This is a genomic window from Streptomyces sudanensis, from assembly GCF_023614315.1.
Taxonomy (GTDB): Bacteria; Actinomycetota; Actinomycetes; order Streptomycetales; family Streptomycetaceae; genus Streptomyces; species Streptomyces sudanensis.
Map to the genome: position 1 here is coordinate 1,048,287 of NZ_CP095474.1, position 5,960 is coordinate 1,054,246.

4 protein-coding genes and 1 pseudogene are annotated in these 5,960 nt (G+C 74.8%); 3 read left to right on the forward strand and 2 right to left on the reverse strand.

What is annotated here, in order from left to right; all coding sequences use genetic code 11:
* Positions 1 to 205 precede the first annotated feature (205 nt).
* A complete protein-coding gene (locus MW084_RS04690) occupies positions 206 to 637 on the forward strand; it encodes a GNAT family N-acetyltransferase (protein WP_010470803.1) in 432 nt (143 codons plus the stop codon).
* A 281-nt stretch (positions 638 to 918) separates the two neighbouring features.
* On the opposite strand, the gene guaA is transcribed toward MW084_RS04690, so the two are convergent.
* Positions 919 to 2,517 (reverse strand): glutamine-hydrolyzing GMP synthase, encoded by a 1,599-nt coding sequence (gene guaA, locus MW084_RS04695; protein WP_010470804.1) that lies wholly within the window; start codon positions 2,515 to 2,517, stop codon positions 919 to 921.
* Positions 2,518 to 2,846: 329 nt separating this feature from the next.
* On the opposite strand from guaA, the gene MW084_RS04700 reads away from it, so the two are divergent.
* Positions 2,847 to 3,185, forward strand: a complete 339-nt coding sequence (locus MW084_RS04700) for a chorismate mutase (protein ID WP_010470805.1) — start codon at positions 2,847 to 2,849, stop codon at positions 3,183 to 3,185.
* A 990-nt stretch (positions 3,186 to 4,175) separates the two neighbouring features.
* On the opposite strand, the gene MW084_RS04705 is transcribed toward MW084_RS04700, so the two are convergent.
* On the reverse strand, positions 4,176 to 4,988 hold the full coding sequence (locus MW084_RS04705) for an isocitrate lyase/PEP mutase family protein (RefSeq protein WP_010470807.1): 813 nt from the start codon (positions 4,986 to 4,988) through the stop codon (positions 4,176 to 4,178).
* A 678-nt stretch (positions 4,989 to 5,666) separates the two neighbouring features.
* Between MW084_RS04705 and MW084_RS04710 the strand changes: the two are divergent.
* Positions 5,667 to 5,946 (forward strand): annotated as a pseudogene (locus MW084_RS04710) (hypothetical protein); the annotation flags it as partial.
* Positions 5,947 to 5,960: the final 14 nt, after the last annotated feature.

The window sequence follows — 5,960 nt, forward strand, 5'->3', positions numbered from 1 at the left end:
ATGATCCGACGTCATCCTCGATATAACCTTCAGAGGTCTANNNCNANGNAGGGTCGTCAGAAGNGTNNANNNGNNNGNCNCCCNNCNCCCGTGACCGGAACCGTCTCCGCCTCCCTCGGCCGGCGTCCGCGCACCGGCCGAAGACGGCCGGAGCCGTCCGACGCGCCCTTCCGGGCGGTACCACCCGGAACTACCATGCCCGACCGTGATCGTTCGCAGGGAAGACGGATACGAGATCGACACCGCTCCGGACCGCCTCGACATCGGCCTGGTGCACCACTGGCTGTCGACCGACGCGTTCTGGGCGCTGGGCCGCAGCCGCGAGACGGTGGAGCAGTCCGTCCGCGCGTCCCTCAACTTCGGCGTCTACCACCCGGACGGACCCCAGGTCGCCTACGCCCGCGTCGTCACCGACCTCGCGACCTTCGCCTGGCTGTGCGACGTCTACGTCGCCCCCGCACACCGCGGGGCGGGGATCGGGACCTGGCTGGCCGGCGCGGTCCGCGACCACCTGGCCCCCTACCGGCTCAAGCGGGTGATCCTGTCCACCCTCGACGCGCACGAGGTCTACGAGAGGGTCGGCTTCGTCCCCTTCCCGGAACCCCACAAGTTGATGATGCTGAAGCCCGAGCAGTGAGCCCCCTCCGCCCGGCCCGGCACGAAAGGCCCGACCCGTCTGCCCGGGGTCCGGGGGCACGGACCGCCTAGCGCCGTCACCGAGGGTGGACGATGCCGACGGAGGACGATGCCGGCGGAGGACGGTGCCGGCGGAGGACGGACCCGGTAGGACCGGTGGGGAACGACCCCGGTGGAACGCCCCCGGGAAGCGGCGGAGCCGCCGTCCACCGCGGTGGACGGCGGCTCCGCGGGCCGCGTCGGGTCACTCCGGCGCCCCCGGACGGTCCGGGGACGGCGGGGTCACTCCCACTCGATGGTGCCCGGGGGCTTGCTGGTGACGTCGAGGACGACGCGGTTGACGTCCTTCACCTCGTTGGTGATCCGCGTCGAGATGCGCGCCAGCACGTCGTACGGCATGCGCGTCCAGTCCGCCGTCATGGCGTCCTCGGACGACACCGGGCGCAGCACGATCGGGTGGCCGTAGGTGCGGCCGTCGCCCTGGACGCCCACCGACCGCACGTCGGCGAGCAGCACGACCGGGCACTGCCAGATCTCGCGGTCCAGACCGGCCGCCGTCAGCTCCTCGCGGGCGATGGCGTCGGCGTGGCGCAGCAGGTCCAGGCGCTCCCTGGTGACCTCGCCGACGATCCGGATGCCGAGGCCGGGGCCGGGGAACGGCTGCCGCTGGACGATCTCCTCCGGCAGGCCGAGCTCCTGGCCGACCATGCGGACCTCGTCCTTGAACAGCTTCCGCAGCGGTTCGATCAGCTTGAACTCGAGGTCCTCGGGGAGGCCGCCGACGTTGTGGTGGGACTTGATGTTGGCCGCGCCCGTACCGCCACCGGACTCCACCACGTCCGGGTAGAGCGTGCCCTGCACCAGGAACTCGACGGGCTGGTCGCCCGAGGCCTCCGCGATGATCTCGGCCTGCGCCTGCTCGAAGACGCGGATGAACTCACGGCCGATGATCTTGCGCTTCTCCTCGGGGTCGGTGACCCCGGCGAGCGCGTTCAGGAACCGCTCCTGCGCGTCGACGACCTTCAGCTCGACGCCGGTCGCGGCGACGAAGTCCTTCTCGACCTGCTCGGTCTCGCCCTGGCGCATCAGGCCGTGGTCGACGTACACGCAGGTCAGCTGGGAGCCGATGGCCCGCTGGACGAGCGCGGCGGCCACGGCGGAGTCGACGCCGCCGGACAGGCCGCAGATGGCCCGCTTGTCCCCGACCTGCTCGCGGATGGCCGCGACCTGCTCCTCGATGACGTTCCCGGTCGTCCAGGAGGGCTCGATGCCGGCGCCGCGGTAGAGGAAGTGCTCCAGGATCTGCTGGCCGTGCGTGGAGTGCATCACCTCGGGGTGGTACTGCACGCCGTACAGCTTCTTCTCGTCGTTCTCGAAGGCGGCGACCGGTACGACGTCCGTGGACGCGGTGACGGTGAAGCCCTCGGGGGCGGCGGAGCAGGCGTCGCCGTGCGACATCCACACCGACTGCTCGTCCGGGGTGCCCTCGAACAGGGTCGATCCGCTCCTGCTGACGTGCAGCGGCGTACGGCCGTACTCGCGGGCGCCGGTGTTGTCGACCGTGCCGCCGAGGGTCGTCGCCATCAGCTGGAAGCCGTAGCACATGCCGAAGACGGGGACGCCGGCCTCGAAGATCTCGCGGTCGAGGCGGGGGGCGCCCTCCTCGTACACGGAGGAGGGGCCGCCGGAGAGGATGATCGCCCGCGGGTTCCTCGCGAGCATCTCGGCCACCGGCATGGTCGAGGGGACGATCTCGCTGTAGACCCGGGCCTCACGGACCCGGCGGGCGATGAGCTGGGCGTACTGCGCACCGAAATCGACAACGAGGACGGTGTCCGGGTTGGCGTCGGGCGAGGTGGCAGCGGGGGTCGCTGATGACACTACGGCGGCCTTCCGGCGGTGGGAGGGGGTCGGTATCAGTCAATTCTACCGGCGTGGCCGACAACCGTTTCGTCTCACCATCCGAACCGGTCGGCGACCGGGCTGGCGGGGCGCCGTCCGCGGGCCCATACTGGCCGCCATGCGCACGCACTCGACCTTCGTCTTTACCTATGGCACCGGCTGGTCCGGCTGCCGTGGTCGTGCTGCTTGAGCATCTGCTGACAAGCGACTTCCCAGGCGCCCCGGGCTGGCAAGGCCCGGGGCGCCTGCCGTTCCCACCGGGCCGTACCGCCGCCCCGGGGCTCCGCGAGAGACCAGGAGCCCCACCGATGACCACTGCGAACACCCCCGCCCGCACCGCCGCCAGGGCCGCCGCCAGGGCCGCCGGGGCCGCCACCGAGACCACCGGGGCGCGCACGGACGAGGCCGCGGAACTGATCACCGGCGCCCGTGAGCGCATCGACGCCCTCGACGACCGGATCATCGGCCTCATCCAGGAGCGCATGGCCGTCTCGGCCGTGATCCAGGAGGCCCGCATCGGCTCCGGCGGCCGGCGGGTGAACCTGGCGCGCGAGATGGAGGTGCTGGCCCACTACCGGGACGCCCTGGGCAAGCCGGGCACGGCGCTGGCCATGACGGTGCTGGAGCTGTGCCGGGGCCGCGTCTGACACGGGGCGCGTCCGGGGGGCGGAAACGACCGGAGTGCGTCACCTCCGTGGGCGGGCACCTGCCGGGCCGGGGCACGCCCGGAGGCGGGTGCGGCCGGAGCGGGCCGGACCGGACCCGGGCGCGTCCGGGGCGGGTGCTCCCCGGAGCGGGGTGCGTCCGGGGCGGGATGCGTCCGGGGCGGGATGCGTCCGGGGCCGGGCGCCTCTCACCCGTACGGCTCGTGACCCGGGTCACGCCGGGTCGTTGGTCCTGGTGTCCGCGCCAGCGCGTGACTTCGCCGGTGGGTGTGGCGCATCGCGTGTGCGCCGTGGGACCACGCTCCGGCGTAGGTGACCGGACGGCAGGGGACAGCAGTGCGGTCACCCCGAGGGGCGGCCGGCTCCGGGGACGCCCGGGGCCGGCCGCCTCGTGCGCGTGCCGGGGCGGCCGCGCGCACCGGGCCGGGCGCACGGGCACCGGGCGTACGGGGCCGGGCCGGGGGGCCGGGCGTACGTACGGTGCCGGGCCCCGCGGGTGCCGGGCGCGCCGCCCCGGNGTCCTCGGCCCTTCGGCTTCCCCGCCGTCCTCCGTGCTCGGTACGGGCGGGGGCGGAGGTCCCGGCCCGGCGACGCGCGGGGCGCCGTCCGGGCGCCCCGTGAGCCGGATCGGGCGTGGCGGGCCGGGGTGCACGGCGGATCGCGGTGTACGGCGGTATCGACGTGCCGCGAGTGTGCGAGGCCCGCGCACGTCGTCGCCTCGGGCGGGGCCGTCCGGCGGGTTGCCGCACGGCGCCCCGCTCCCGCGTGGGCGCGCCAGCGGCCTTCTCGTACCGCGTGGGTGTCGGCCCCGGTCGCCGCCCCGGCGGGCGACCTGTGCAGGCGGGGCCCGATCGGCGCCCTGCCACGGAGCGGTGCGCATGTCGTCGCGGTGCCGGGACCGGAGGCCGGGCGGTGCCGCGGTCCCGGCCGGGATGCCGTCGCCGGGGTTTCGGGGTGTGCCGCCGGGCGCCGTCAGCGGCCCGTGGTGAACAGGCCGTCGAGTTCCGGGTAGTCGAGGGAGTCCCGGAGGGAGTCGTAGCCGCCGGCGCCGTGCAGTTCGAGCGCGGCGCGCCGTACCGCGGCGTAGGCGGCCTGTGCCACGCCCGAGCCGAGGCTGACACGGGCCACGCCCAGGGCGCCCAGTTCGTCCACCGGCGGCGCGCCCGGGCCGGCCATGATGTTGAGGGGGACGGTGAGGCCCTCGGCCAGCTCCCGGATGACGTCGGGGTCGGTGACGCCGGGGACGAAGATCCCGTCCGCGCCGGCGCCGGCGTAGGAGCGCGCCCGCTCCAGCGTGTCCCGGAGCCTGGTGGCGGGGTCTCCCAGTCCGAGCAGGTAGGTGTCGACGCGGGCGTTGACGAACACGTCGGCGCCGGCCTTCCGCGCCGCGCTCCGGGCGGCGGCGAGCCGCTCGGCGAGGGCGTCCGGCGGGCGGGTGCCGTCCTCGATGTTGACGCCCACCGCGCCCGCCTCCAGCATCCTGGCGACGGTCTCCCCGACATCCGCCGGGTACTGCCCGTAGCCGCCCTCGATGTCGACGGTCACCGGGACGGCGACCGCCGCCGCGATGCGGGCGACGACGTCCTGGACCAGGTCCGGGCAGACGCGGTCCCCGTCGGGGGCGCCGAGTGCCCAGGCGAGGCCGGCGCTGGTGGTGGCGATCGCGGGCGCGCCCGCGGCCTCCACGACGCGGGCGCTCGCGACGTCCCAGACGTTGGCGAGCGCGAGGGGGCGGGCCGGGGTGTGGAGCGAACGGAAGGCTGAGGACTTCTCGGCGTGGGACATGCTCCTCAGACAACCAGCGGGCCGGATCGCCGTCCGGCGGAAAACCGACATGGACGTGCGCCCCGGCGGGGCCGCCCCAGTACGTGCTCGCACGGCTCGATGTCCGCCCCTGGACGTGCGCCCCGGCGGGGCCGCCCCAGTACGTGCTCGCACGGCTCGACGTCCGCCGATGGGCGTGGGCTCGGGTGGGGCCCGCCCGGGCGGCGACCGGGGGCCTCGGCAGGAGCTCTGGGCGTGCGCCCGCGCGGGGCCGCCGGAGAGTGGACCCGCGAGTAGGTTCATTCCGCTCCTGGGCGTGCGCCCGCGCGGGGCCGCCCCTTCCGTGCGGTCCGGGGAACCGGGCCCGCGCCCGTGCCCGGTCGGCCCGTACGGGACACCGCGCCGCACCCGCACCCGCACCCGGCCGCCCCGGGGCCCGTGTCCGGCTCCGGGGCCGCGACCGGGAGGCGTCCCGTCCGCGGGCATCCGGCGCGCCACCGGAGCTGGCAGCGGGAGCGGGGGGGGAAGACTGCGTGACGCAGAACACATGAAGGAGTCGCGGGTTCCAGGGCAACCAACCCTGGTTGCCGCGAGTCATGCATGCGAAACCCACGGCCCCGCCCTCCCCACGTGGCGGCGCGGGCCCACCACACCCCCGTACCGCGTCCGGCGGTACGCCTCAGACCACGAGGTCTCGACTTGAAGCTTCGCCGTGCCATGGCCGTCGCCGCCGCGACCGCCGTCATCACGCCCGCCGCGTTCCTCATGGCCCCGGCCGCCTACGCGACGGTCCCCACGCCGTCGGCGACGGAGTCGTCGCAGGCCCCCTCCGACGAGGACACGAAGACCACCGAGCAGGCCCCGTCCGACGGGTCGAACGCGTCCACCACCCCGCCGCCGTCCGGTGAGGAGAAGACGGAGGAGAAGACGGAGGAGGAGAAGACCGAGCAGGGAACGGCCCCGACCGGCCCCACCGGCCNNNNCTGAATCCGG

Coding starts and splice junctions, on each gene's coding strand:
- MW084_RS04705 (WP_010470807.1), bottom strand. CDS start 4,988: ATGTCCCACGCCGAGAAGTCCTCAGCCTTCCGTTCGCTCCACACCCCG.
- MW084_RS04700 (WP_010470805.1), top strand. CDS start 2,847: ATGACCACTGCGAACACCCCCGCCCGCACCGCCGCCAGGGCCGCCGCC.